The sequence below is a fragment of the Streptomyces sp. NPDC016562 genome (assembly GCF_043076955.1).
In the GTDB taxonomy this organism is placed as follows: Bacteria; Actinomycetota; Actinomycetes; order Streptomycetales; family Streptomycetaceae; genus Streptomyces.
The window spans coordinates 643935-667049 of the sequence record NZ_JBIBRZ010000004.1; the positions used below are offsets into that span (position 1 = coordinate 643935).

Consider the following 23115-nt stretch of genomic DNA (forward strand, 5'->3'; position numbering starts at 1 on the left):
GCCGCGGGTCACCGGGCGGGTCACGGGGCGGGTCACGGGGCGGCCGCGTCCACCGCCTTCACGATCCGCTTGTCGGAGACCGGGTACGCCGTCCCGAGCGCGTGCGCGAAGTAACTGACGCGCAGTTCCTCGATCATCCAGCGGATGTCGGTGACCGCCGACGGGACCGGCCGCCCCTTCGGCAGCTGCTCCAGCAGCCAGGCGTACTCGTCCTGCATCTCGTGGACCTTCTGCATCCGCGTGGTGTCGCGCTGGGCGCCCGTGGGCATCTGCTGGAGCCGCCGGTCGGCCGCCACCAGGTAGCGCATCAGGTCCGGCAGCCTGCGCAGCCCGGTGAGCGTCACGAAGCCGGGCGGCACGAGGGCCGCCAGCTGCGTCCTGACGTCCTGGACGTTGGCGACCAGGGCCAGACTGCTCGTGGCCTTCAGACGGCGCTCACAGGCCTGCCAGGCGGCCAGCACCTGCTGGACCTGCCCGACCGTGCGCACGGTCGTGTCGACCAGGTCGGCGCGGACGGCCTCGTACAGCTTGCGGAAGCCCGCCTCGTCCCAGGCGGGGCCGCCGTGGTCGGCGATCAGCCGGTCGGTGGCCGCCGTGGCGCAGTCGTCGAACAGCGCCTGGATGGAGCCGTGCGGATTGCGCGAGAGGGCCAGCTTCTGCTGGTTCGTCAGATGGTCCGAGGCGAACTTCGCCGGATTCACCGGGATGTTCAGCAGGATGAGCCGGCGGGTGCCCAGCCACATCGCCTGCTCCTGCTCGGCCTGCGTGTCGAAGAGCCGTACGGCCACGGACGCGCCCTCGTCCACCAGCGCCGGGTAGGCCTTCACCGGCTGGCCCGCGCGCCGGGTCTCGAAGACCTTGGTCAGCGTGCCGATGGTCCAGTCGGTCAGGCCGCTGCGCTCCAGCGACTCCCCGCCCGCGCGCTCGGCGGTGGCCGCGGCGGCCTTGGACAAGGCCTGGCGGGCCTTGGGCTTCAGACGCAGCCGCAGGGCCTCCAGGTCCTTGTCCTCGGCGAGGTTCTTGCGGCGCTCGTCGACGATCCGGAAGGTGATCTTCAGGTGGTCGGGGATCCGGCTGAGGTCGAAGTCCTCGGCCGAGACCGGGACGCCGACCATCCGCTGGAGCTCGCGCGCCAGGGTGACCGGCAGCGGCTCCTGGAGGGGGACCGCCGTGTCCAGGAAGCGGGTCGCGAAGTTCGGCGCGGGCACGTAGTGCCGGCGGATCGGCTTGGGCAGCGAACGGATCAGCTCGGTGACGACCTCCTGGCGCAGCCCCGGGATCTGCCAGTCGAAGCCCTCGTCGGTGACCTGGTTCAGCACCTGGAGCGGGATGTGGACGGTCACGCCGTCCGCGTCCGCACCCGGCTCGAACTGGTAGGTCACCCGGAACTTCAGCTGTCCCTGGCGCCAGGTGTCCGGGTAGTCGGCCTTGGTGACCCCGGCCGCCTTCTCGGTCAGCAGCATCTCGCGCTCGAAGTCGAGGAGTTCGGGCTCCTCGCGCTTCTTGTGCTTCCACCACGAGTCGAAGTGCGCCCCCGAGACCACGTGCTCGGGGATCCGCTGGTCGTAGAAGTCGAAGAGGGTCTCGTCGTCCACCACGATGTCGCGGCGCCGGGCCCGGTTCTCCAGCTCCTCCACCTCGGTGAGGAGCTTGCGGTTGTCCGCGTAGAACTTGTGGTGCGTGCGCCAGTCGCCCTCGACCAGCGCGTTGCGGATGAACAGCTCGCGCGAGACCTCGGGGTCGATCCGGCCGTAGTTGATCTTGCGCTGCGCGACGATCGGCACGCCGTACAGCGTGACCTTCTCGTACGCCATCACGGCCGCCTGGTCCTTCTCCCAGTGCGGCTCGCTGTACGTGCGCTTGATCAGGTGCTGGGCGAGCGGCTCCACCCACTCGGGCTCGACCTTGGCGTTCACCCGGGCCCACAGCCGCGAGGTCTCCACCAGCTCGGCCGACATCACGAACTTCGGCTGCTTCTTGAACAGCGAGGACCCCGGGAAGATCGCGAACTTGGCGGACCGCGCGCCCAGGTACTCGTTCTTGTCGGTGTCCTTCAGCCCGATGTGCGAGAGCAGACCGGCCAGCAGCGAGACGTGGATGACCTGCTCGGGGGCGTCGGCCTCGTTGACGTGGATGCCCATGCCCTTGGCGACCGTGCGCAGCTGCGAGTAGATGTCCTGCCACTCGCGGATCCGCAGGTAGTTCAGGTACTCCTGCTTGCACATCCGGCGGAACGAGGACGAGCCGCGCTCCTTCTGCTGCTCGCGCACGTAGCGCCACATGTTCAGGAACGAGAGGAAGTCGCTGGTCTCGTCCTTGAAGCGGGCGTGGTTCTGGTCGGCCTGGGTCTGCTTGTCCGAGGGCCGCTCGCGCGGGTCCTGGATGGACAGGGCCGCCGCGATGACCATGACCTCGCGGACGCAGTTGTTCTTGTCGGCCTCGATGACCATGCGGGCCAGGCGCGGGTCCACGGGGAGCTGGGAGAGCTGGCGGCCCATCTGCGTGAGCCGCTTCTTGGGGTCCTTCTCCGAGGGGTCCAGTGCCCCGAGCTCCTGGAGGAGCTGGACGCCGTCGCGGATGTTGCGGTGGTCCGGCGGGTCGATGAAGGGGAACTTCTCGATCTCGCCGAGGCCGGCGGCGGTCATCTGGAGGATGACGGAGGCCAGGTTCGTGCGCAGGATCTCGGCGTCCGTGAACTCCGGACGGGAGAGGAAGTCGTCCTCGGAGTACAGCCGGATGCAGATGCCGTCGCTGGTGCGGCCGCAGCGGCCCTTGCGCTGGTTGGCGCTGGCCTGCGAGATCCGCTCGATGGGCAGGCGCTGCACCTTGGTGCGGTGGCTGTAGCGGGAGATGCGGGCGGTGCCCGGGTCGATCACGTACTTGATGCCCGGGACGGTCAGGGAGGTCTCGGCGACGTTCGTGGCGAGGACGATCCGGCGCCCGGTGTGCTGTTGGAAGACCCGGTGCTGCTCGGCGTGCGAGAGACGGGCGTAGAGGGGGAGCACCTCGGTGAAGCGCAGATTGCGCTTGTTCAGCGCGTCCGCCGTGTCGCGGATCTCCCGCTCACCGGAGAGGAAGACCAGGATGTCGCCCGGTCCCTCGGACTGCAGCTCGTCCACGGCCTCGCAGATCGCGGTGATCTGGTCGCGGTCGGCGTCCTCGGAGTCGTCCTCCAGGAGCGGCCGGTAGCGGACCTCCACCGGATACGTCCGCCCGCTGACCTCGACGATCGGCGCGTCCCCGAAGTGCCGGGAGAACCGTTCCGGGTCGATGGTCGCGGAGGTGATGACCACCTTGAGGTCCGGGCGCTTGGGCAGCAGCGTGGCCAGGTAGCCCAGCAGGAAGTCGATGTTCAGGGACCGCTCGTGGGCCTCGTCGATGATGATCGTGTCGTAGGCCCGCAGCTCGCGGTCCGTCTGGATCTCGGCGAGCAGGATGCCGTCGGTCATCAGCTTGACGAAGGTCGCGTCCTGGTCCACCTGGTCGGTGAACCGGACCTTCCAGCCGACCGTCTGGCCGATCTCGGACCTCAGCTCCTCGGCGATCCGCTCCGCGACGGTGCGCGCGGCGATGCGGCGGGGCTGGGTGTGCCCGATCATGCCCCGGACGCCCCGGCCCAGCTCCATGCAGATCTTGGGGATCTGCGTGGTCTTGCCGGACCCCGTCTCACCAGCGACGATCACGACCTGGTGGTCGCGTATCGCCTCGGCGATCTCGTCCTTCTTCTGGCTGACGGGGAGGTTTTCGGGATATGTGACCTCGGGCATCCGCGAGGCGCGGCCGGCCAGTCGCTCGGCGGCCTTCGCGGCCTCCGCGGCGATCTCGTCGAGCACGGCCTGCTTGGCCTCGGGCTTGCGGATACGGCGGGCGCCCTCAAGGCGGCGGCCGAGGCGGTGCGCGTCACGGAGGGAGATCTCACCGAGAAGCGTCTGCAGGGCGGCGAAGGAAGTAGACATACCTGATCGAGGATCTCACCTGGTCCCTCCGGGTGGCGAACGCATTTGTCGGGCCGACCCGTACCATTTCGGGACGAGTCCCTCGGCCGTACGAGTGAGAGGCAGCCCACGTGTCCCGCCCCCGCCTCCTGCGCTGCGCTGTGCCGGCGGTGCTGGCGGTGCTGGCGGTGCTCCTGGGCTTCGCCGCCCCGGCGGCCCCGGGCCCGGCCCTTGGGGGAAGCGTCGCGGTGACGGCCCGGGCCGACGCCTCCCCGACGGACCGGCCCGCCGCTCATGCGGCCCTTGGCGGCCACCGCGGGCCTGCGTGCGCTCCGGGGGCGCCTGATCTCGGCGAGGTCCCCGCCCTGCCGGCGCGGGCCGGGGCCGGTCACGGCCTGCTGCCGGTGGCGCGGGCGCTGCCCGCGGGGGTGCGGACCGGCGGGGAGACGCCCGTACGGGCCCTCGTACGGGGGCCGGACCGGCCGGTGCCCGGGCCGGTGGAGCTGTCCGTGATGCGGGTCTAGGAGGACCGCCGCCCGCATCCGCCGGGCCACCTCCTTCCCGTATCGACCCGCAGCTCTGGAGCTCCCGCATGTCCCCGTCCCCTTCCTCCCCTTCTTCCTCTTCCTCCTCGTCGCGCCGCAAGCCCCTCCTCTACTGCGCCGGGGTGGCCATCGCCGCCGTCACCCTCGGCATCGTGTCCTGGCAGGCCACCGCCCCCGCCGAGAAGGGCTCCGGCGGTTCCTCCGCCGCGGCCTCGCCCCGTACCGACCCCGCCGCGGCGCTCAAGGCGCTCGCCCGCCGCGAGCCGGGCGACAAGCTGGCCGTGGGCCGCGCCGACGCGCCCGTCGTGCTCATCGAGTACTCCGACTTCAAGTGCGGCTACTGCGGGAAGTTCGCCCGGGACACCGAGCCCGCGCTGGTGAAGAAGTACGTCGAGAACGGCACCCTGCGCATCGAGTGGCGCAACTTCCCGATCTTCGGCGCCGACTCCGAGGCCGCCGCGAAGGCCGCCTGGGCGGCCGGGCAGCAGGACCGGTTCGAGCAGTTCCACGCGGCCGCGTACGCCGAGGGCGCGAAGGAGAAGGGCTTCGCCGGGCCGCGCCTGGTCGAGCTCGCGCAGCAGGCCGGCGTGCCCGACCTGGAGCGCTTCTCGGCGGACATGGCCGGGGAGCAGGCCGCGGCGGCGCTGAAGAAGGACCAGGACGAGGGCTACCGCATCGGCGTGACCTCCACCCCGTCATTCCTGGTCAACGGCAAGCCGATCGCCGGCGCCCAGCCGCTCGACGCCTTCACCACCGCGATCGCCCAGGCCGAGGCGGCGGCGAAGCAGTGACCGACATCGGGTACCTGGCCGCCCTGCTGGGCGGCCTCCTCGCCCTGCTCAGCCCGTGCAGCGCCCTGCTGCTGCCCGCCTTCTTCGCCTACTCGATCGACTCCACCTCCCGCCTGCTGGCCCGTACCGGGATCTTCTACGCGGGCCTCGCGAGCACCCTCGTACCGCTGGGGGCGGCCGGCTCGTACGCCGGGCGGTTCTTCCACGGCAACCGCGACCAGCTCGTCCTGGCCGGCGGCTGGCTGATCATCGCGCTCGGGCTCGCGCAGATCCTGGGCCTCGGCTTCGCCCCGAAGCGGCTCTCGGAGCTGTCGGGCCGGATCCGGCCGACCACCGCCCTGTCGGTGTACGCGCTCGGCGCGGTCTACGGGCTGGCGGGCTTCTGCGCCGGCCCGATCCTGGGCAGCGTCCTGACGGTGGCGGCGGTCAGCGGCAGCCCGGTCTACGGCGGCCTGCTGCTGGCCGTCTACGCCCTCGGGATGGCCCTGCCGCTGTTCCTGCTGGCCCTGCTGTGGGAGCGGTTCGAGCTGGGTCGGCGGCGCTGGCTGCGCGGGCGGCCCTTCACGCTGGGCCGCTTCGAGCTGCACACCACCTCCCTGCTGTCCGGGCTGTTCTTCATCACCCTGGGGGCGCTGTTCCTGGCCTTCGACGGGGCGAGCGCGCTGCCGGGGCTGCTGGACGTGGACGACTCGTTCGCGGTGGAGGAGCGGGTCCGGTCGGTGGCCGGCGGCGTCCCGGACTGGGCGCTGCTCGGGCTGGTCGCGGCGGGGGCGGTGGCCGTGGGCCTGGTGCAGTGGCGCCGCAAGAGTCGGACGGCGCCCGAGACCGGGACGGTGACCGAGGGGGAGTAACCACAGAAGGCCCCGTCCGAGGGACGGGGCCTTCTTGATGGTGGCTGGGGCCGGGGTCGAACCGGCGACCTATCGCTTTTCAGGCGATCGCTCGTACCAACTGAGCTACCCAGCCACGAAACCGTTTCCGGCTTCAGCGATCCTGACGGGACTTGAACCCGCGACCTCCACCTTGACAGGGTGGCGAGCTAACCAACTGCTCCACAGGACCTTGCAGCGTGCGAGAACAAGTCTCGCACACGGTAATGCGTACCCCCAACGGGATTCGAACCCGTGCTACCGCCTTGAAAGGGCGGCGTCCTGGGCCACTAGACGATGAGGGCTAAAGGCCCGCCGGGCACTTCTCAGCGCGTCGGGGACGTGAGAAGCATATGGGATCAGGGGAGCTATCGCCAAAACGGTTTCGCCCCACTCGGGGGAGGGGCCCCTGCCGGAGGGACAATGGCCCGGTGCTGGAGATGACGCGCGAGGAGTTCGAAGAGCTCGTCGCAGAGGCCCTGGACCGCATCCCGCCGGAGCTGACGCGGCTGATGGACAACGTGGCGGTGTTCGTCGAGGACGAACCGCCCGCCGACGACCCCGAGCTGCTCGGTCTCTACGAGGGGACCCCGCTGACGGACCGCGGCGAGTGGTACGCCGGGGTGCTGCCCGACCGGATCACGATCTACCGCAACCCCACGTTGCGGATGTGCGAGGACCGGGAGAGCGTGGTCGCGGAGACGGAGGTCACCGTGGTGCACGAGATCGCCCACCACTTCGGGATCGACGACGAGCGGCTGCACGCCCTGGGGTACGGGTGACCGGGCCGCTCCCCGACGCGCGGGCCGTCTCCGCGGAGGCCATCGACCCGGACGTCGACCTGCACGTCCCCGCTCAGCGGGCCGAGCCGCAGGGCCGGGTGCTCGCGGCGGTGGCCGCGGGCGGCGCGGTCGGGGCCTCGGCGCGGTACGGGGCCGGCCTGCTGTGGCCGGCCGGGCCCGGGGCCTTCCCCTGGGCGACCTTCTGGATCAATGTGGCCGGCTGCGCACTCATCGGCGTCCTCATGGTGCTGATCAGCGAGGGCGGCCGGGTCGCGCCGCACCCGCTGCTGCGGCCCTTCGCCGGGGTCGGGGTGCTCGGCGGGTTCACCACCTTCTCCACCTACGCCGTGGACTTCTCGCGGCTCCTCGACGAGGGGGAGGCGGGGACCGCGCTGGCGTACGCCGGGCTCACGGTGGTGGCGGCGCTGGGCGCGGTGTGGGCGGCGGCGTCGGTGACGCGGCGGGCGGTGCGGGGGCGCGGGCGCGGGACGGGGCGCGGGTCTGGGACGACGGGGAGCGGGCGGGCGCCGCGGTGAACTGGCTCCTCGTGGTGGTGGGCGCGGCCGTCGGCGCACCCCTGCGCTACCTGACGGACCGTGCGGTGCAGCTGCGCCACGACTCCGTCTTCCCCTGGGGGACCTTCGTGGTCAACGCGGCCGCCTGCCTGGTGCTGGGGGTGCTGACCGGCGCGGTGCTGGCCGGGGCCGCCTCCTCGCGGCTGGAGCTGCTGCTGGGGACCGGGCTGTGCGGGGCGCTGAGCACCTACTCGACGTTCTCGTACGAGACGCTGCGGCTGGCCGAGCGGGGCTGGACGTTCCTGGCGGCGGCGAACGCGGCGGCGTCGGTCCTGGTCGGGCTGGGGTCCGTACACCTCGGGTCGCAGGTGGCTGAGCAGCTGTTCGCGTGAAGGCGTGTCCCTTACGGGTCAAAGGGAGTTGGAGACATTGACCCGCTCATGCGGACCGATCGGCCTCATCCCCGCCCTCAGGCTCCGGAGGTGCCCCCGTGCGCCAGTTGTCCGCTTCCCTCCGACTGACCGTCACCGCGCTCGCGGTCGCCGCGACGGCCGGCTGCATGAGCGTCGGCGAGGACGCGGCGAAGCCCGGGCCCTCCTCCTCGGCGGACCGCCGGGCCGGCGCCGCGGCGGGCGCGGGCTCCGCAGCCGGGCGGAACTCCGGGGTCCACGGCAACGGCCACGGCGCGAAGGACGGTACGGGGACCCAGGACGGCAAGCCCAAGGAGGACGGCAAGGCCTCCGGGGCGACCGGGGCCTCGCCCAGCCCGGGCGCGCCGGGCGGGGCTCCGGGCGTGCCCGTGCCGTCGGCGGGGCCGGGCGGGGGCGCGGGCGGACAGGGCCCCCAGGTGCCGCCGGGCGGTTCCGGGGGCTCCGGTTCGGGTGGTTCCGGCGGTTCCGGCGGCTCGGGTGGGCCGGGCGGCTCGGGTGGCGGGCAGCAGTCGGCCAGCCCGACTCCGCAGCCGCCGGCCACGACGCCTCCTGTGACGGAACCCACTCCGCCGACGGCGACTCCGCAGCCCGAGCCGAGCACCCAGCCGGCGCCCTAGAGCGGGGCTCAGGCGGGGCCGGACGGCTCCCGGGCGCGAGTCGCGGGCGCTGCGGGTCCCCGCCATCACCGCCATCACCGCAGGTCAGAAGCTTATTGCTGGAACGATTTGCCAGACCCGGGGGAGGGTGCGTATGGTTATAGATCGTTTGATCCCATTGCCCGGCGCCGAATCCGAAGAGCGCCGTGTGGCGCGTACTCTCCCTAGCCGTGGCTGACCGCATTGAGGCGGTCGATTTGCGATTCACGGAGTTTGGGCGCGTGCCGAGACTCCGGAAGGTTTCGCATTTCGCATGTCCATTTCCAGTTCTGACCGTTCCGTCATGCCCGAGAACGACTCCAACGAGATCGTCGACGCCGAGACCCTTGCGGTCACCGAGGCCATCGAGGCCGCTGAGGCGAACGAGATCATCGAGGCCCTCGAGGCCGACGTGAACACCGACGGGTCCCTCGAGGACTCCACCACCGACTTCGACGACGACGCTGACGCTGACGCGGAGCCCACGATCACCTTCGGCGACCTCGGTCTGCCCGAGGGCATCGTGCGCAAGCTCGCCCAGAACGGCGTCACCGCCCCCTTCCCGATCCAGGCCGCGACCATCCCGGACGCCCTGGCCGGCAAGGACATCCTCGGCCGTGGCCGCACCGGTTCCGGCAAGACCCTCTCCTTCGGTCTGCCGACCCTGGCCTCGCTGGCCGGCGGCCACACCGAGAAGAAGAAGCCCCGCGCGATCATCCTCACGCCGACCCGTGAGCTCGCGATGCAGGTCGCGGACGCGCTCCAGCCCTACGGCGACGTGCTCGGCCTGAAGATGAAGGTCGTCTGCGGCGGTACCTCCATGAGCAACCAGATCTTCGCTCTGGAGCGCGGTGTCGACGTCCTCGTCGCCACCCCGGGCCGTCTGCGCGACATCATCAACCGTGGTGCCTGCTCCCTGGCGAACGTCCAGGTCGCGGTCCTCGACGAGGCCGACCAGATGGCCGACCTGGGCTTCCTGCCCGAGGTCACCGAGCTGCTCGACCAGATCCCCGGCGGCGGCCAGCGCATGCTCTTCTCCGCCACCATGGAGAACGAGATCGGCACCCTGGTCAAGCGCTACCTGACCAACCCGGTCACGCACGAGGTCGACAGCGCCCAGGGCAACGTCACGACCATGACGCACCACGTCCTCGTCGTGAAGCCGAAGGACAAGGCGCCGGTCACGGCCGCTATCGCCGCCCGCAAGGGCCGCACCATCATCTTCGTCCGCACCCAGCTGGGCGCCGACCGCATCGCCGAGCAGCTCGTCGAGGCCGGCGTGAAGGCCGACGCGCTGCACGGCGGCATGACGCAGGGTGCCCGTACCCGCGTCCTCGCCGACTTCAAGGACGGCTACGTCAACGCGCTCGTCGCCACCGACGTCGCCGCCCGCGGCATCCACGTCGACGGCATCGACCTCGTCCTGAACGTGGACCCGGCCGGCGACCACAAGGACTACCTGCACCGCTCGGGCCGTACCGCCCGTGCCGGCAAGTCGGGCGTCGTGGTCTCCCTGGCCCTGCCGCACCAGCGCCGCCAGATCTTCCGCCTGATGGAGGACGCGGGCGTCGACGCCACGCGCCACATCGTCCAGGGCGTCGGCGCCTTCGAGCCGGAGGTCGCCGAGATCACCGGTGCGCGTTCGCTGACCGAGGTCCAGGCCGACTCCGCGAACAACGCCGCCAAGCAGGCCGAGCGTGAGGTCGCCGAGCTCACCAAGCAGCTGGAGCGCCTGTCGCGCCGTGCCGTGGAGCTGCGCGAGGAGGCCGACCGCCTCGTCGCCCGTTCCGCCCGTGAGCGCGGCGAGGACCCGGAGGCCGCTGTCGCCGAGGTGACCGAGGCCGCCGAGGCCGAGGTCGCGGCTGCCGCTGCCGCCGCTGCCGCCGAACTGGCCGCGCAGGAGCGCCGCGAGGAGCAGCGCGCCCAGCGCGACGACCGCGGCAACTTCGAGCGTCGCGACAACCGTGGTGGCGACCGCGACAGCCGTGGCGGCGACCGCGGCGGCTTCCGCCGTGACGACCGCGGCGGCGACCGTGGTGGCCGTCCGTCGGGTGGCTTCAACCGTGACGACCGTGGTGGCGACCGTGGCGGTTTCCGCCGCGACGACCGTCCGTCCGGTGGCTTCCGTTCCGGTGGCGACCGTCCGTCCGGTGGTGGCTTCCGTCGCGACGACCGTCCCTCGGGTGGCTTCAACCGCGATGACCGTGGTGGCGACCGTGGTGGCTTCCGCCGCGACGACCGTCCGTCCGGTGGCTTCCGCTCCGGCGGCGGCGACCGTCCGGCCACGGGCAACGGCACGTACAACCGTGACGACCGCACCTCCGGCAGCGGCTTCCGTTCCGGTGGCGACCGTCCCTCCGGTGGTGGCTTCCGCCGCGACGACCGTCCCTCCGGCGGTTTCAACCGCGACGACCGTCCGTCCGGTGGCTTCCGCTCCGGCGGCGCCGGCGACCGCCCGTACGGCCGCCGCGACGACAACCGCCCCTCGGGCTCCGGTTCCACCGGCTCCTTCGGCGGCCGCCGCGACGACAAGCCGCGCTGGAAGCGCAACGGCTGATCGCAGCCGCCTGAGCTGAACCTCTGACAGGGCCCCCACGACCGCTCGCACCGAGCCGGCCGCGGGGGCCCTGTCGCGTCTTGCTACGACCCCCGGGCTTTTGCGGTGGGGCATGGCGACGCGGACCGCGGCCACCCCCGCGCACAGGGGAGTAGAACCAGTCACCGTTGACCTTGAGCTCGAAGGGACGTCAACCGGAACCGAGGTCGACCCGCTGCGTGACCTGGCCGGTCCGCAGTTCGGTCCCGGCCACGACTCCCTTGTCGCCCTCGGGAGCCCACAGGGTGGAGCCCCACAGCACGGACTGCGCCACGGCCTTGGCGTCCAGGATCCGTCCGGCGTCGACGTCGGCCACGAAGAAGCGCAGGGTGGAGTTCTCGGTCGCCGCGAAGAGTACCTAGCGGCCGGAGGCCTGCTCCACCTGGACGGGCTGCAGCCGCGTCCTGTAGGGCAGCGGCACCTGGCGGATCGAGCCGCCGGCGCCCGCGTCGATCACGTTCAGCGCGATCCCGCAGCCGAAGCACATGGGGTCACCCGTGTCCACGGCCGACACCGAGACGAACCGGCCGTCGCTCCTCCTACGGGGACGGCCCGGCTGCCTACCACGCGCCCACCAGGAAGCGGATCCCGCTGCCCTTCACCCCCCAGCCCTTCACGGTGCGGCTCGGCGACGGCTACCTCGTGCACCAGGCGGGCGTCGGCCTGGAGGTCACCAACCTGCGCTCCGGCGCGCCGGTCCGCGAGCCCGACATCGCCGCGTACGTCGGCTCGTTCGGCACCGGCTGGACCATCGACCGGTTCGGCGGCCGCCTGGCCTACACGGACGCGAGCGAGACCGTGCACCTCGTGGGCGTCGCCGGCACGGCCTCTCCGCTCGCGGTGATCGACCAGGACACCGCCGCCACCGTCGACTTCAAGCAGGCGAAGACCTGGCAGGCCCGCTGGTGGCTGTCCAGGCCCGTCTCCTCCTGGAAGTTGACGGTGCGCAACAAGACGTCCGGCATCACCACGGTGGTGCGCACCGGCACCGAGGCGCGCGGCCTGATCGCCCCCTCGTGGGACGGAAAGTCCCCCTTGGGTTCGTGCCTCTTCACCGGTGACTACGAGTGGACGCTCACCGCCACGCCCGCCGACGGCCGGGGCGCCGGCACTGCGCCGGTGAACTGACCGCGACAGGCCGGTCGGCCGATACCCGATCGGCTCACCGGCGCTGTCCGGCTATGCTCTGGGGTGAGCACACGGAGGGCCATTAGCTCAATTGGCAGAGCAGCGGACTTTTAATCCGTTGGTTGTCGGTTCGAGTCCGACATGGCCTACCGCTCGCAGGCGGCGGACACGTCCTCTGACCTGCTACTGAGCGCCCCACCCGGTTTCGGCCAGGTGGGGCGCTCAGTCGTATCCGGGCCCGTGCGGGAGCGATGCGTGAACGGACGGCCCGTCATCCCCTGGTCGTGAGACGGACAGACGGGAACGCGGATGGAGATCAGGTTCGAGGGCGGTGTCGTCGCCGAGGCGGTACCGGGGCAGATCGGGTCCGTGCCCCGGTTCTCGGTCGGTGGGCGGTTCGTGGTCGTCTCGCCGTACGCGGACCGGTGGGGCCGGGAGAAGTTCATCGGGGCGACCTTCGGCAGCATGGACTGGCTGTGGGAAGGCGACGACGAGATTCGTTTCGACAAGGAGACCCGGGATCTCGTGGGCGTCATGGTCGCGCTCCCCGAAGAGGAGGACGCGGATTGGGACGGGACCGAATGGTTGCGGCTTCTGCGGGAGAGCGGTGGTGTGAGGGCGAGGGCGGTGGAGGACTTCTCCGCCCGGCCGATGGAGGTGCGGTGGGTGGCGCCCGGCGCGAAGGCCATCGTCTGCGCGTACTCCGCTTTCCCTTCCGGTACTTCCGGGCTGCGGCGTCTGCGCGTGGCGCCGGATTTCGACCTGGTGGCGGCGGCCGACGGGACCTACGCCGGCTGGATTCTGGAAAACCCGGCCGACTGCGTGGTGGAAGCCTTCGAGGACCGTCGGCCCGATGCTGCGGCGGATGCGTTCAGGGAGACGCTTGCTGAGTTCCTCGACCTGTTCGTCGAGCCCAGGATCGATGCGATGCAGGACGAGGACCCCGCCCTCCTGGTCCGCCTCGAAGCCCTGCTCACCCGGGTCTCGGCCCTGCCCCCCGACCCGCGCCACGACGCGATGCGCAGGTGGATGCTGCAGGTTCGGGAGGACTGGTACGCAATCGCCGCCGTCGGCTCCCACGTGCGGCAACGCGCGTCCGGGGATGTGTAGAATCTGGCGTAGAGAGTCGGACCTGAGTGCGCAATTCACCGGTCCGGCAATCGAAGAATTTCGGTGGTCATTGCGTTAGGGAAACGCCCGGTTACATTCCGAACCCGGAAGCTAAGCCTTTCAGCGCCGATGGTACTGCAGGGGGGACCCTGTGGGAGAGTAGGACGCCGCCGAATAGATGTAAGAGGCCCTGTCTGCGCATGCGCGGACAGGGCCTCTCTTTTTTGTCTGAGGGCCGTCGCCTGCATCGTCATGGAAGACCAGACGATCGGAGATCACCCTTCCTTCTGCGAGGGGAAATGATGTTGCGCACCAGCGAAGACGACCTCGTTGAACTCATCCGCAGCAGCGGCCTCGAAGTGGACAGGGTCCAGGGCAACGAACCCGGACCCTCGGTCGAAACGGCTTGGCGGGCCATGGCGGGCTTCGGCGTGGAGCCCAGAGCCACCTTTCCCTTGAAGGGAGACCTCGGGGGAGTCCACCAGCTGTGGCTCGAACATGCCCGCGGAGCCGATGTCGTCGACGACGACGGGACGTTCCTTCTCACGGCCGTTGTGAGGGGGAGTGCCGGGGTCGGCTGGGTCCGCGTGCGTCTTACGGACAAGGCCGACGTCGCCCGCCTCGTAGACGACCAAGGGCGGATCGAATTCATCGCCCGATCCCGCTCCAGCGCCCACATCTGCGGCATCACTGCGGAGGAGTACGACCACTGGCTCGTCAGCCTGACTCTCTGAAGAAGAGCGTGATCAAGGCAGCTGGATTGTCGTGCCCGCACATGCGTCGGTTCCGTCGGCGCCGATCGCGTTGATTTCGGTGCCCCCGGACACACTGCCCGCCGCCGTGGTCTTCGAGCTGTCCGGCAACGGCTGAGGGCGGCGGCGGACGCCCGCACGCGTGAGCGCCCCACCCGATCGGTCCGGGTGGGGCGCTCGTGCGTACGGGGTGTGGGTCAGGCGGAGGCGCCGCGGCGGCGGCGGCCGAGCCAGGCGGCGGCCGCGCCGAGGGCGACCAGGGTGGCGGCGAGGCCGGCGTACAGGCCGGTGGAGGAGTCGGAGCCGGTGCTGGCGAGGGCGCCGCCCGCCGAGCCGGTGGTGGTGGTCAGGTTGGTCTGGCCCGTGGCGACGGCCGGCTGGACCGAGGGGGTGGCGGAGGGCGTGGCCGAGGGGGTCGTGGACGGGGTGGCCGACGGGGTCGGGGCGGGGCCCTTGTCGTCCGTGATCGGCGCGAGGACGAACTGGACCGCGCTGTGCTTGAGCGGCGAGCTGTTGCCCTTGGCGAGCGCCACCTGGGACTCCAGCGTGATCGTCGTCCTCTTCTTGATCTCGGTGTCGAGGCCCAGGCTCACGCGCAGCTCCACGGTGCGGGTGCCCGACGCCGCGCCGAAGCCCTTGGGGATCTGGGGCAGCGCGTACTGGCTGTCCACGGCCTTCAGGTCCTGCCAGCGGCCGTCGATCAGGGCCTGGATCCGGAAGTCGGCCTTCTCCTGGCCGGGGTGGGACAGGGCCAGGGTGGTCGCGAGGGCGTTGTCGAAGGTGCCTTCGCCCGTGGCCTGGTAGTTCAGGTTCAGGTAGGCGCGCCGCTCCTTGCCGCCCGGCTCGGCGTTGGCCTCCGTGAACCAGGTCTTCAGCTCGCCCGGCTTGATCTGCGGGTCGACCTGGAAGAGGTGGGAGTCGGCGCCGCCGGGGGCGACCGAGTTGTTGAAGCTGCTGGCGGTGAACTTGAAGTCACCGTCGTTGGTGGGGTAGTTCGCGCCGAGGCCGACGGTGACCTTCCAGGTCATCTTGCCGTTCGCCGGGATGTCGAAGCCCTTCTGGGCGTCCGAGGCGTTCGCCGGGTAGAAGAGGCCCTGCCACTCGCCGTCCTGCTGGCCCACCGCGTACTTCGTCGCCGGCGCGTCCACCGCGTCGACCTTGAAGACGATGGCGTTCTCCTCCAGCGGGCTGGGGCCGCTCGGGTCCACCAGCATCCACGGGTTGTAGGTGACGGCCTTGTCCGAGGGGTTCTTCACGGTCAGGTCGAAGGTCTCGGTGGCTCCGCCGCGGGTCAGCGACCCGTTGGGGACCGGGGTGCTCATCTCCGTACGCAGCACGTTGTGGCCGTCGGTGGCCGGTGCGGCGGCCGCGGTGGTGGCCGACAGCGGAAGCAGAGTGGTGACGACGCCGGCGACGACTGCGATGGCGGCTGCGGTGCGAACGGACATGGTGGACTCCCCCCAGGAATCACAAGGCATCGGCAGAGCGCCGAGGCGGGTTGGTGTGGTCGGTGTCGCCCGGCCGGTCCGTGTTCCCCCTGGCCTTGGCGACAGGTGAATCATCGCCGGTGTCCGATCCCTGAACGATCCCTGAAGTGTCACCGGCGTGCAACAGAGATGATCTTGGAAACGGAACGCGCCGTTCACGGGCTCCGTCAGCCCCTCCGAAACTCAGTTTTAGGTCTCTGACCTGCGGTGATGTCGCTCCAGGAGGGGGTCGGCCGTTTATTGGCGGAGCGCTCCCCCTGGATGGCGTAGAGTTGTGTTTACCGACGCGGGGTGGAGCAGCTCGGTAGCTCGCTGGGCTCATAACCCAGAGGTCGTAGGTTCAAATCCTGCCCCCGCTACTCAGTACGAAGGCCCGGTTCCCCTTGGGGAGCCGGGCCTTCGTCGTGTTCCCGGCCCGTTCTCACGCGCCGTCACCCGCCCGGCTCGCCCCGGGTCCGCGTGCGGTGCGCCCCTGGCCACGGCGCGCGTGACGTTCCGTATCCGAAAAGGCGCGCTGCGCAAGGGAGCTGGCGGACCGTCATTCCCAGCGTGTGGCTGAAGAGGTGAGGGAGTCGGTTGATTTTTGCCCGAGTTGATCCCTCTTTGCTGGGAAAAGCCCTGGCCAGAGCCGGTCGGTGCGTGGCTGATTGGTGTGAACGATCAATCGCAACAGCTTGGAATCACTCCCCTACGTCTATTACCTTTCGATAACGCAGCGCGGTCGTCCCAGCCGTCGCAAGAGACGGCACCGTGCGCGCGCGCGTCACAGCGCGTCGATGAGGAGTGTGCCCCGGTGGCCTCCAACTTGCCTGCCCCTGAAGGCATCGAAGTCCAGGAGCCGCCCACGGCGGGTGCCTGGGGCGAGTGGAATCCCACCGAGGATTCGGTCCGTCCGGTCCGCGGCAAGCACCGGGTCGCCAAGCAACGCGGAGGCCTGGCCCGCAGCTCCACCGTGCTGGGCGTCGGTGTCATCGCGGCCGTCGGCGCCAGCGGCATCGCCACCGCGCAGGACCGCCCCCAGGTTGCGATATCCCTGCCGGACCTGCCCGATCTGCCCGGCCTGATGTCCGGGGACCAGGGGCAGGCGGACGGCGGGGCCGCCGCCGCAGCCGCCGCGAAGACGGGGATCATCGCGCAGCAGTCCGAGCAGGGCGCCGACGCCGGCGAGGTGCTGCGCCACCGGATCCTCCAGCAGGCCGAGTCCCAGCAGAACGCCGCCGAGGCACAGGCCCGGTCGGAGGCCGAGCGGGCCGCGCGGGAGACCGCGGCGCAGGAGGCGAAGGACAAGCTGGAGGCGGCCCGCAAGGCGGCCGAGGAAGCCAAGGCGCAGGCCGAGGCGAAGGCCGCGGAAGAGGCCGAGGCCGCCGCGAAGGCGGCCGCGGCCAAGGCCGAGCAGGAGCGCGCCGCGGCGTCCGGCGCCTACGCGCTGCCCACCTCCGCCTACACCCTCACCTCCCACTACGGGGTGGCCGGCTCCATGTGGTCCTCCGGCTACCACACCGGCCTCGACTTCGCGGCCCCCACCGGCACCCCGGTCAAGGCGGTGGCCGCCGGGACGATCACCTCGGCCGGCTGGTCCGGGGCGTACGGCTACCGGATCGTGCTGGAGCTGGAGGACGGTACCGAGGTCTGGTACTGCCACCTCTCCTCGATGTCCGTGACCTCCGGCTCGGTCGCCGCCGGAAGCACCATCGGCCGCGTCGGCGCCACCGGTAACGTCACCGGCCCCCATCTCCACCTGGAAGTGCGCAAGGGCGGATCGACGGTGGACCCGCTGGCGTGGCTGAACTCCAAGGGCCTGAACGTCTGAGGTCGGCCGCCGGGTTCGCGTGCGCCCGCCGCGGCAGCGGTACGCCGGCCCGTGCGGCCGCGACCGCGGGGCTGAGCGGGTCCAGCGGGTCGAACCACGGAGGGAGCAGCTCCTCCAGGACCGCCGCCCGGGCCAGCGCGGGACCGGCCGTCGCGCGGCGCAGCCACAGCCGGTGCAGCAACTCCCGCTCCCGGCCCGCGAAATCCGGCTCCCGGCCCGGGCCACCGCGGCGCGCGCGGTTGCGGAGCAGAGCCAGGGCCGCCGCGTCCGCCTCGTACCGGGCGACGGCGCGTCCCGCGGCCCGGCCTCCGCTGCGCCGGGCCAGGGAGCGGGCCAGGGACCGCGCCGGCATCGAGGCCAGCGCCGGCACCTCGGCGGGGCCGAGCCAGCCCGCGGCCGCGTACAGGGCGAGCTCCCCGGCGACGGCTTGCAGCCGGCCGCGCCGTATCCGCACCGCCAGCCACACCAGCAGCCCGAACACGGGGACCATCACGCAGGCGTAGACCGTGTAGAAGCCGTGCTCCCCCAGCTGCGAGGAGCCGTTCCACAGGGCGTGCATGCACATGGCCAGCGCCAGGCCGAGCAGCGGCAGGCCGAGTCGGCGCGAACGGCGGGCGCTGAGCGCGGCGGCGCCGAAGCCGAGGCCGGTGAGCACCGTGAACAGCGGGTGCGCGAACGGCGACAGCACTATCCGCACGAAGAAGGTCGCCGCCGTCACCGAGTCCAGCAGGCCGGCGCCCTCGGCGAGGTCCTCGCCGTAGGCGTTGCCGAGGTAGAGGATGTTCTCGGTGAAGGCGAAGCCGGTGGCGGTGAACCCGGCCACCACGAATCCGTCGGCGGGGCCCGTGAAGTGCCGTCTGCGGAACACGAACACCAGCACCAGGGCGGCCGCCTTGGCGCTCTCCTCCACCACCGGGGCGATGGCCACCGAGCCGAGGTGGTCGGCGTCGGACGGGTCGGTCGCGGCGGCGGCTATCCACTCGGTGGCGACGTTGTTGGCCAGTATCGCGATCAGCGCCGCGGTGCAGGCACCCCAGCCGAAGCAGAACAGCAACTGCGGCCAGGGCGCGGGCGCGGCCCGGCCGAGCCACCGGAAGGCCGCCATGAGCGGCGCCACCGGCAGCAGGGCCAGGCCGAGACCGACGAAGAAGCCGGCCGTGCCGGTCTGCTCCCGTACGAGTTCGAGGATCGAGATCCCGGTGGCGGCGAGCAGGACGAGGAGCACGCCCGTGCGGACCGCGCCCGACGGACGTACGAGCCTGGGGGTGTCTCCCAGCGGAAGCCGGGGGAGGAGCGCTCGGAACACACCATGACCCTAGCGATCCGTTCTGACACGCGCAGTGACGTTGTCAGTTCTCCCTGCGGCGGAAGAGCAAGTCGTGTACGACGTGGCCCTTGTCCAGGCCCTGGCCCTCGAAGCGGGTGAGCGGCCGGAAGTCGGGGCGCGGCGCGAAGCCGCCGTCGGGCTGGGTGTTCTCGAAGTCCGGGTGCGCGGTGAGGACTTCGAGCATCTGCTCGGCGTACGGCTCCCAGTCGGTCGCGCAGTGCAGCACGCCCCCGGGTGCCAGGCGGGTGGCGGCCAGCGTGAGGAACTCGGGCTGGATCAGCCGCCGCTTGTGGTGGCGGGCCTTGGGCCACGGGTCCGGGAAGTACACGCGGATCCCGGCCAGGGAGGCGGGCGGCAGCATCTCGCGCAGCAGGATGATCGCGTCGCCGTTGGCCACGCGGACGTTGGTGAGGCCGCCCCGCTCCGCGAGGGCGAGGAGGTTGCCCTGCCCGGGGGTGTGCACGTCGGCGGCGAGGATCCCGGTGCCGGGGTCGGCGGCGGCCATTTGGGCGGTGGCCTCGCCCATGCCGAAGCCGATCTCCAGGACGACGGGGAGGCCGTCGAAGAGCTCCTTGAGGTCGATGACCTCGTGGCCGTCGATGTCCAGGCCCCACGTGCCCCACAGGCGCTTCAGGGCCTCACCCTGGCCGGTGGTGACCCGGCTGCGCCGGGGCTGGAAGCTCCGGATCCGCCGCTCGTGGTGCGAGCCGGCCGGGTCCGGCGAGGGCCCGTCGGGGAACCGGGGCTCGGTCCGCCACTTCGGGGGGACGTAGGAGTTCGCCTCCGGCACGGTCTCCGGGGCGCTGGGCGGGGGGGTACGGGACTCAGACACAATGCCCAGATTCTACGGCCCGGGGAGCAGCCGCTCCGGCGCGGCGCCGCGGCGCGGGCTCCGGCCCGGGGCCCCCGCGCCTCACCCGCCGAGCGTGCGCAGGGCCCGCATCGCGATCTCGCGGCCGATCGGGAGCGAGGCGGTCGCGGCGGGCGACGGCGCGTTCAGGACGTGGACCGTGCGCGGGGCCTCGCGGATCAGGAAGTCGTCGACGAGGGTCCCGTCGCGCAGCACGGCCTGCGCGCGGACCCCCGCCGCGGCGGGGCGCAGGTCCGCCGCCGTGACGGCGGGCAGCAGGCGGCGCACCGCCCGGGTGAAGGCCTGCTTCGACAGCGAGCGGTGGATCTCGCCCGTCCCGTACCGCCAGTGCCGGGCGGCCATCCGCCAGGAGCCCGGCCAGGCGAGCTCGTCCGCGAGGTCGCGGGGGCGGACGGTGGACCAGGTGTAGCCCTCGCGGGCCAGCGCGGGCACCGCGTTGGGCCCGACGTGGACGCCGCCGCCGATGCCCCGGGTCAGGTGCACCCCGAGGAAGGGGAACGCCGGATCGGGCACCGGATACACCAGCCCGCGGACCAGGTCGGGACGCGCCAGGTCGTAGTACTCGCCCCGGAAGGGGACGATCCGCATCCCGGGGTCGTCCCCGGCCAGCCGGGCGACCCGGTCGCACTGCAGACCCGCACAGTTCACCAGGACCCGGGCCCGGACCACCAGGCCGGACGTGGTGCGGACCGCCACCGCCGACGGGCGGCGCGAGATCAGGTCCACCGCCCCGCCGTAGACGATCTCCGCGCCGGAGGACTCCGCGAGCTGGGCGCTCACCTGGCCGTAGTCCACGATGCCGGTGCTGGCGACGTGGATCGCGGCCAGGCCCCGCACCTGCGGCTCGTACTCCGCTATCTGGGCCGGGCCCAGCTCGCGCACCGCAATGCCGTTCTCCCGGCCGCGCTGGACCAGGGCGTGCAGCCGGGGCAGCTCCTCGCGCTCCGTGGCGACGATCAGCTTGCCCGTCACCTCGTGCGCGATGCCGTGCTCCGCGCAGAACTTGACCATCTCGGCGGCTCCGCCCACCGCGAAGCGCGCCTTCAGCGAACCCGGCCGGTAGTAGATCCCGCTGTGGATCACCCCGCTGTTGCGGCCCGTCTGGTGCCGGGCCGGACCGGACTCCTTCTCCAGCACGACGACCCTGGTGCCCGGAGCGAGGCGCGACAGGGCGTGCGCCGTCGACAGGCCGACGATCCCGCCACCGATCACCAGCACATCGCAGTCCACGCCGCCGCCCACGCTGACACCTCCCACCCCTGCATACTGCACCCCACCACCGACAACGCGGCCCCCGGACCCCCTCCGGGTATGTGCCCCGGATCCCCGCGCCGCACCCCTACGCGGGCGCCACCAGCAGCGGCCGGGCCCGCTCGCGCAGCTCCGCCACGCGGGGTTCGTCCCCGTACGGTTCCAGGCGGTGCAGCAGGTCCCGTACGTATTCGGTCGTCCGCGCCGAGGAGATCCGGCCCGCCACCTCCACCGCCCGGGTGCCCGCCGCGCACGCCGCGTCGAGGTTGCCCGACTCCAGCTCCGCGACCGCGCTCACCACCAGCCGCAGCCCGTGCGAGCGCACGTACTCCTCGGTGGGCCGCGACAGCGCCTGCTCGGTGAAGCGCCGCACCTGCCGGGGCAGTTTGAGGTCCCGGTAGCATTCCGCCGCATCCGCCGCGAAACGGTCGTACGAGTAGAAACCCAGCCAGGTCGGATCCGGATCGCCCGCCCGCGCCCGCTCCAGCCAGCCCTCCGCCGCCCGCAGCGCCGCACCCGCCGCCGACGAGTCGCCGGCCTTCGCGTGCGCCCGGGCCTCGACCAGCCGGAAGAAGCTCATCGTGCGGGCGGTGGCCAGCCCGCGGTTGCGCTCGACGGCCGCCTGGGCGAGGTCGACGCCCTCGTCGGGGAAGTCCCGGTAGGTCGCCTGCAGGGACATCGAGGCCAGCACGTAGCCGCCGAGCGGTACGTCCGCGGCGGCGCGGGCCAGGCGCAGCGCCTGGATGTAGTAGCGCTGGGCCGCCTCCTGCTGGCCGGTGTCGAAGGCCATCCACCCGGCCAGCCGGGTCAGTTCGGCGGTCGCGCCGAACAGCGCGCGCCCCACCTCGTCGGTGTACGAGCCGAGCAGCAGCGGAGCCGCGTCCACCCGCAGGCACTCGGGGACCATCGACGAACGCCAGTCGCCGCCGCCGTACTTGGAGTCCCAGCGGCGGGCGTCCTCGGCCGCCTCGCGCAGCTTGGCCACATCGCTGTGGCCCACGCGCTGGCCGTGGTCGCGCGGCGTTTCGGGGGCGGGCTGCGCGGGCACAACGGTGGACGGCGGGCCCGCGGTCATGGGTCCCGTCGCCGGTCCGGTCGTACGTCCTTCCGGGGCCTCGTGAGCCGGCGGGTCCTGAGACGGGGTGGTCGCAGCCACGGGGTTCTGGCGTAAGGGACGCGGGTGCGCGTCCGGCTCAGGCCCGGCGTCCGTCAGCTCGACGGCTGTCGGCGCCGGGGCGGACGGGTTCTGGGAGGGGCGCGCCGGTTCGCGCGCCACCGAGCCGTCGGCAGGAGATATCAGCCACCGGGAGGCGGGCGTCGCGTACGCCGCCACCGAGAACGAGCCCGCGAGCGACTGCCAGATCCCGCCACCACCCCGCCGCCCCGCGAGGTCGAGCCGGTAGAGGTCGGTGGCCGAACGCACCGCCGCGCCCACGTCGCGCGGAAAGGCGAGGCCGACCTCGGGCGCGGGATCCGCGTCCGCCAGGCCGATCTCGTGCAGCGGCACCGGCCGGCCCAGTTTCGCGCCGATGGCGGCGGCGATCAGATGGGGCGCGGCGCCCTGCGGCACCATCCCCTTCGACACCCAGCGGGCCACCGAGGTCTTGTCATACCGCAGCGTCAGACCGCGCTGGGCGCCGAGGTCGTTGACGCGCCGGGCCAGCCCGGCGTTGCTGATGCCCGCGAGGGCGAGGACGGCGCCGAGCTTCTCATTGGGCTCGCGGAGCTCCCTGGACATGCGCCACCCCTCGTCACACGCGGAACGCATACGCCGCCGGGGCATAGGCGCCCGGCATTTCGTAAACCCAGCGTAGTTCCCCGCCTCCCAAGCGTTAAGGCCTCTACTTCCGTATGGCGGGATTGTTGTCCGTTTGCACAGTCCGCCCCGGACCCGGAGCCGGGGCGCACGGGTCCGCGCGTGCTCCGCCCGTGTGGCCGTGCGCCCGCCCGTGCGCTCTGGCCGGTCCGGGGGCCCGGCGATTCGATGTGCGGTGCGTGGGTCGGCCCGCTGCGCGGATCGGGCGGGCCGGGGGATGCCGCTACCTCAATCCCCGCGGGTGGCGGAACGGTCCGGGGGGCGGATCCCGCCTCCCGGACCGCGCCCGCGCCCCGCCGTGCGATGGCGCGCGAAGGCCCTCGGTACGGCCCTCAGGACGGTCGAAGAATGGCCGAAAGAGACCTATGGGACGGGGGGAACGGAACGCCAAATACCCCGTCACGGGGGCGTGTTCGTTTGCATGTGCGCCCCCTTTGACCCTCTCGCACGCCTGTCCCGTGGCA

Annotated in this window: 20 protein-coding genes, 5 tRNA genes and 1 rRNA gene; 15 read left to right on the forward strand and 11 right to left on the reverse strand. The window is 71.9% G+C overall.

The window, feature by feature from the left end; translation table 11 throughout:
- Window positions 1–32 precede the first annotated feature (32 nt).
- Complete coding sequence (gene hrpA, locus ACF059_RS21535) at window positions 33–3956, reverse strand: ATP-dependent RNA helicase HrpA (protein ID WP_392059464.1); 3924 nt, start codon at window positions 3954–3956, stop codon at window positions 33–35.
- 110 nt (window positions 3957–4066) lie between these two features.
- On the opposite strand from hrpA, the gene ACF059_RS21540 reads away from it, so the two are divergent.
- The 3 genes from ACF059_RS21540 (at window position 4067) to ACF059_RS21550 (ending at window position 6122) form a co-directional block, all read left to right on the forward strand.
- Window positions 4067–4459, forward strand: a complete 393-nt coding sequence (locus ACF059_RS21540) for a hypothetical protein (protein WP_392059467.1) — start codon at window positions 4067–4069, stop codon at window positions 4457–4459.
- Between the two features lie 68 nt (window positions 4460–4527).
- A complete protein-coding gene (locus ACF059_RS21545) occupies window positions 4528–5271 on the forward strand; it encodes a DsbA family protein (RefSeq protein WP_392059469.1) in 744 nt (247 codons plus the stop codon).
- A complete protein-coding gene (locus ACF059_RS21550) occupies window positions 5268–6122 on the forward strand; it encodes a cytochrome c biogenesis CcdA family protein (protein WP_392059472.1) in 855 nt (284 codons plus the stop codon). The genes ACF059_RS21545 and ACF059_RS21550 overlap by 4 nt, the downstream gene beginning before the upstream one ends.
- Before the next feature lie 38 nt (window positions 6123–6160).
- Here the strand turns inward: ACF059_RS21550 and ACF059_RS21555 are convergent.
- The 3 genes from ACF059_RS21555 to ACF059_RS21565 form a co-directional block, all read right to left on the reverse strand.
- Window positions 6161–6237: transfer RNA gene (locus tag ACF059_RS21555), tRNA-Phe, on the reverse strand.
- 22 nt (window positions 6238–6259) lie between these two features.
- Window positions 6260–6333: transfer RNA gene (locus ACF059_RS21560), tRNA-Asp, on the reverse strand.
- 39 nt (window positions 6334–6372) lie between these two features.
- A tRNA-Glu gene (locus tag ACF059_RS21565) sits at window positions 6373–6445 on the reverse strand.
- Window positions 6446–6571: 126 nt separating this feature from the next.
- On the opposite strand from ACF059_RS21565, the gene ACF059_RS21570 reads away from it, so the two are divergent.
- From ACF059_RS21570 to ACF059_RS21590, 5 genes are all read left to right on the forward strand, one after another.
- On the forward strand, window positions 6572–6922 hold the full coding sequence (locus ACF059_RS21570; RefSeq protein ID WP_030012899.1) for a metallopeptidase family protein: 351 nt from the start codon (window positions 6572–6574) through the stop codon (window positions 6920–6922).
- Window positions 6919–7458, forward strand: a complete 540-nt coding sequence (locus ACF059_RS21575) for a CrcB family protein (protein ID WP_392059475.1) — start codon at window positions 6919–6921, stop codon at window positions 7456–7458. Before ACF059_RS21570 ends, ACF059_RS21575 begins: the two co-directional genes overlap by 4 nt.
- Window positions 7455–7829: a fluoride efflux transporter CrcB gene (gene crcB, locus ACF059_RS21580; protein ID WP_392059478.1), complete on the forward strand. Its 375-nt coding sequence runs from the start codon at window positions 7455–7457 to the stop codon at window positions 7827–7829. Before ACF059_RS21575 ends, crcB begins: the two co-directional genes overlap by 4 nt.
- Before the next feature lie 107 nt (window positions 7830–7936).
- The gene (locus tag ACF059_RS21585; RefSeq protein ID WP_392059481.1) at window positions 7937–8485 is read left to right on the forward strand and encodes a hypothetical protein; all 549 of its coding nucleotides are present in this window, start codon (window positions 7937–7939) and stop codon (window positions 8483–8485) included.
- A 292-nt stretch (window positions 8486–8777) separates the two neighbouring features.
- The gene (locus ACF059_RS21590) at window positions 8778–11060 is read left to right on the forward strand and encodes a DEAD/DEAH box helicase (RefSeq protein ID WP_392059484.1); all 2283 of its coding nucleotides are present in this window, start codon (window positions 8778–8780) and stop codon (window positions 11058–11060) included.
- Window positions 11061–11250: 190 nt separating this feature from the next.
- On the opposite strand, the gene ACF059_RS21595 is transcribed toward ACF059_RS21590, so the two are convergent.
- Window positions 11251–11415 (reverse strand): hypothetical protein, encoded by a 165-nt coding sequence (locus ACF059_RS21595; RefSeq protein ID WP_392059487.1) that lies wholly within the window; start codon window positions 11413–11415, stop codon window positions 11251–11253.
- Window positions 11416–11457: 42 nt separating this feature from the next.
- Entirely contained in the window at window positions 11458–11604 is a 147-nt protein-coding gene (locus ACF059_RS21600) for a hypothetical protein (protein ID WP_392059490.1), read from the reverse strand.
- A gap of 113 nt (window positions 11605–11717) precedes the next feature.
- Between ACF059_RS21600 and ACF059_RS21605 the strand changes: the two genes are divergently transcribed.
- The 5 genes from ACF059_RS21605 (at window position 11718) to ACF059_RS21625 (ending at window position 14071) form a co-directional block, all read left to right on the forward strand.
- Window positions 11718–12227: a hypothetical protein gene (locus ACF059_RS21605; protein WP_392059493.1), complete on the forward strand. Its 510-nt coding sequence runs from the start codon at window positions 11718–11720 to the stop codon at window positions 12225–12227.
- A 76-nt stretch (window positions 12228–12303) separates the two neighbouring features.
- Window positions 12304–12376, forward strand: a tRNA-Lys gene (locus ACF059_RS21610).
- A 160-nt stretch (window positions 12377–12536) separates the two neighbouring features.
- Window positions 12537–13337 carry a hypothetical protein gene (locus tag ACF059_RS21615; protein ID WP_392059495.1) on the forward strand — a complete coding sequence of 267 codons (801 nt, stop codon included), beginning with the start codon at window positions 12537–12539 and terminating at the stop codon, window positions 13335–13337.
- 59 nt (window positions 13338–13396) lie between these two features.
- Window positions 13397–13513: ribosomal RNA gene (gene rrf / locus ACF059_RS21620) — 5S ribosomal RNA — on the forward strand.
- Window positions 13514–13636: 123 nt separating this feature from the next.
- Window positions 13637–14071 carry a hypothetical protein gene (locus ACF059_RS21625; protein WP_392059498.1) on the forward strand — a complete coding sequence of 145 codons (435 nt, stop codon included), beginning with the start codon at window positions 13637–13639 and terminating at the stop codon, window positions 14069–14071.
- 215 nt (window positions 14072–14286) lie between these two features.
- On the opposite strand, the gene ACF059_RS21630 is transcribed toward ACF059_RS21625, so the two are convergent.
- Complete coding sequence (locus ACF059_RS21630) at window positions 14287–15537, reverse strand: LPXTG cell wall anchor domain-containing protein (RefSeq protein ID WP_392059500.1); 1251 nt, start codon at window positions 15535–15537, stop codon at window positions 14287–14289.
- Window positions 15538–15861: 324 nt separating this feature from the next.
- Between ACF059_RS21630 and ACF059_RS21635 the strand changes: the two genes are divergently transcribed.
- Together ACF059_RS21635 and ACF059_RS21640 are read left to right on the forward strand one after the other, a co-directional pair.
- Window positions 15862–15935: transfer RNA gene (locus tag ACF059_RS21635), tRNA-Met, on the forward strand.
- Window positions 15936–16369: 434 nt separating this feature from the next.
- Window positions 16370–17386, forward strand: coding sequence for a M23 family metallopeptidase (locus ACF059_RS21640; protein ID WP_392059503.1), 1017 nt, complete (start codon window positions 16370–16372; stop codon window positions 17384–17386).
- On the opposite strand, the gene ACF059_RS21645 is transcribed toward ACF059_RS21640, so the two are convergent.
- The 4 genes from ACF059_RS21645 to ACF059_RS21660 all read right to left on the reverse strand — a co-directional run bounded on the left by ACF059_RS21645 (window position 17295) and on the right by ACF059_RS21660 (window position 22573).
- Window positions 17295–18692, reverse strand: coding sequence for a PrsW family intramembrane metalloprotease (locus ACF059_RS21645; RefSeq protein WP_392059506.1), 1398 nt, complete (start codon window positions 18690–18692; stop codon window positions 17295–17297). The genes ACF059_RS21640 and ACF059_RS21645 overlap by 92 nt on opposite strands.
- 43 nt (window positions 18693–18735) lie before the next feature.
- The gene (trmB, locus tag ACF059_RS21650) at window positions 18736–19545 is read right to left on the reverse strand and encodes a tRNA (guanosine(46)-N7)-methyltransferase TrmB (RefSeq protein WP_392059509.1); all 810 of its coding nucleotides are present in this window, start codon (window positions 19543–19545) and stop codon (window positions 18736–18738) included.
- An 81-nt stretch (window positions 19546–19626) separates the two neighbouring features.
- A complete protein-coding gene (lhgO, locus tag ACF059_RS21655) occupies window positions 19627–20856 on the reverse strand; it encodes an L-2-hydroxyglutarate oxidase (RefSeq protein WP_392059512.1) in 1230 nt (409 codons plus the stop codon).
- 67 nt (window positions 20857–20923) lie between these two features.
- A complete protein-coding gene (locus ACF059_RS21660) occupies window positions 20924–22573 on the reverse strand; it encodes a sporulation protein (RefSeq protein WP_392059515.1) in 1650 nt (549 codons plus the stop codon).
- Window positions 22574–23115 lie beyond the last annotated feature (542 nt).